Origin of the sequence: Mycobacterium sp. UM_Kg1 (genome assembly GCF_000972925.1) — a bacterium.
Taxonomy (GTDB): Bacteria; Actinomycetota; Actinomycetes; order Mycobacteriales; family Mycobacteriaceae; genus Mycobacterium; species Mycobacterium hiberniae.
Window position 1 is genome coordinate 1 of sequence record NZ_JRMK01000292.1, and the last position, 1,727, is coordinate 1,727.

At 71.4% G+C, this 1,727-nt stretch carries 1 protein-coding gene; it reads left to right on the forward strand.

All coding sequences use genetic code 11. The annotated features are described in order from the left end of the window. On the forward strand, positions 1-1,651 hold a 1,651-nt coding region (locus LI92_RS21135), incomplete at its 5' end, for a beta-ketoacyl reductase (RefSeq protein ID WP_046322440.1). Positions 1,652-1,727 lie beyond the last annotated feature (76 nt).

Consider the following 1,727-nt stretch of genomic DNA (forward strand, 5'->3'; position numbering starts at 1 on the left):
GCGGGTCCTGGAGGCATCGGTGCTGGACGCAGGCGCGGACCCCGCGACGCTGACCGCCGCACTGGGCACCGCCACCCACGTGCTGTACGCGCCGCCGGCCACCGCGAACGCCCTGAGTGCCGCACAGGCCTACGAGGCGTTCAACGCGGCGCGACGGCTGGCCACCGCGATGGCCGGTTCGGCCCTGGGCCCGGCGAAGCTGTTCCTGCTGACGCGCAACGCCCAGCCCGTGGGGGAGGGCGACCGGGCCGACCCGGCACACGCGGTGCTCTGGGGGCTGGGTCGCAGCCTGGCCCTGGAGCACCCGGAGATCTGGGGCCGGGTGATCGACGTCGACGAGTCGGTGCCCGCGGCCCTGGTCGCCGGGTACCTGCTCGCCGAGGCGGGCGCGGCCGACGATGAGGACCAGATCGTCTACCGGGCCGGTATCCGCCGGGTGCCGCGCCTGCTCGGCGGTCGTCCCACCGGTGCGGCGCCGGTCGCCTTCGACCCCGGCAGCTGCCACGTCGTCATCGGCGCCACCGGCAACATCGGGCCGCAGCTGGTTCGCCAGCTGTCGGCCAGCGGGGCCAAGACCATCGTCGCGGTGTCCCGGCAGCCCGGCTCGCGGCTGGACGCATTGACCGCCGAGTTGGCCTCGGCCGGAACGACCTTGGTGACGGTGGCCGCCGACGCCGCCGACGAGTCCGCGATGAGCGCACTGTTCGAGCGGTTCGGCGCCGACCTGCCGCCGCTGGAAGGCATCCACGTGGCGGCGTTCGCCGGCGGCCCGGTGACCCTGCGCGACATGACCGATGACGACGTCGTCACCATGTTCCGCCCGAAACTGGATGTGGTCGCGGTACTGCACAAGCTGTCCCTGCGCCACCCGGTCCGCTACTTCGTGCTGTTCTCCTCGATCTCGGGCATCACCGGGTCGCGCTGGCTTGCGCACTACACGGCCACCACAACCTTCCTGGACACCTTCGCCTACGCCCGGCGTGCGGCCGGCCTGCCGGCCACGGCGATCAACTGGGGGCTGTGGAAGTCGCTGACCGACACCCAATCCGACGCCGAGCGGCAGGTGACCGTCGACTCGGGCCTGGAGCCGATGGCCGACGAGGTCGCCATCACCGCCCTGCCCCTGGTGATCGGTGCGCACAATGCCGCACGGCACACCGTGGTCGCGGCCGACTGGCCGCGGCTGATCACCGCATATCGCACCCGGGCGGCGCTGCGCATCGCCGACGAACTGCTGACCGTCGCGGCCCCGGCCGATGGACCCGCGGCGTCGCTCACCGAGTTCCGCCGCACCCTGGCGCAGGCCGAGCCCGAACAGCGCGCGGAGCTGCTCCGCGACCATGTCACCGACCACGTCGTCGCCGCCATGGGACTGGCATCGCGCCACGCGCTGGACCCGACTGTCGGCTTCTTCCAGGCCGGGATGGATTCGCTGATGAGCGTCACCCTGCAGCGGGCCCTGTCGGACAGCCTGGGCGAAACCCTGCCGGCCGCGGTGGTTTTCGATTATCCGACCGTTGACGCGTTGACGCAGTACCTGGCGACGATCCTGCCTGAGCTGGTGGAGGCCGCCGAACACGACAGCGCCGACGCCTACGACGACATGAGTGATGACGAGCTGCTCGCGCAGCTGTCGGAGAGGTTGAGTTGAGCGAGAAGAGTGCTGCGTCGGTGGGGGGTCCGGATCGTCGGGCGATTGTTGCTGAGGCGCTGCGCAAGATTGATGA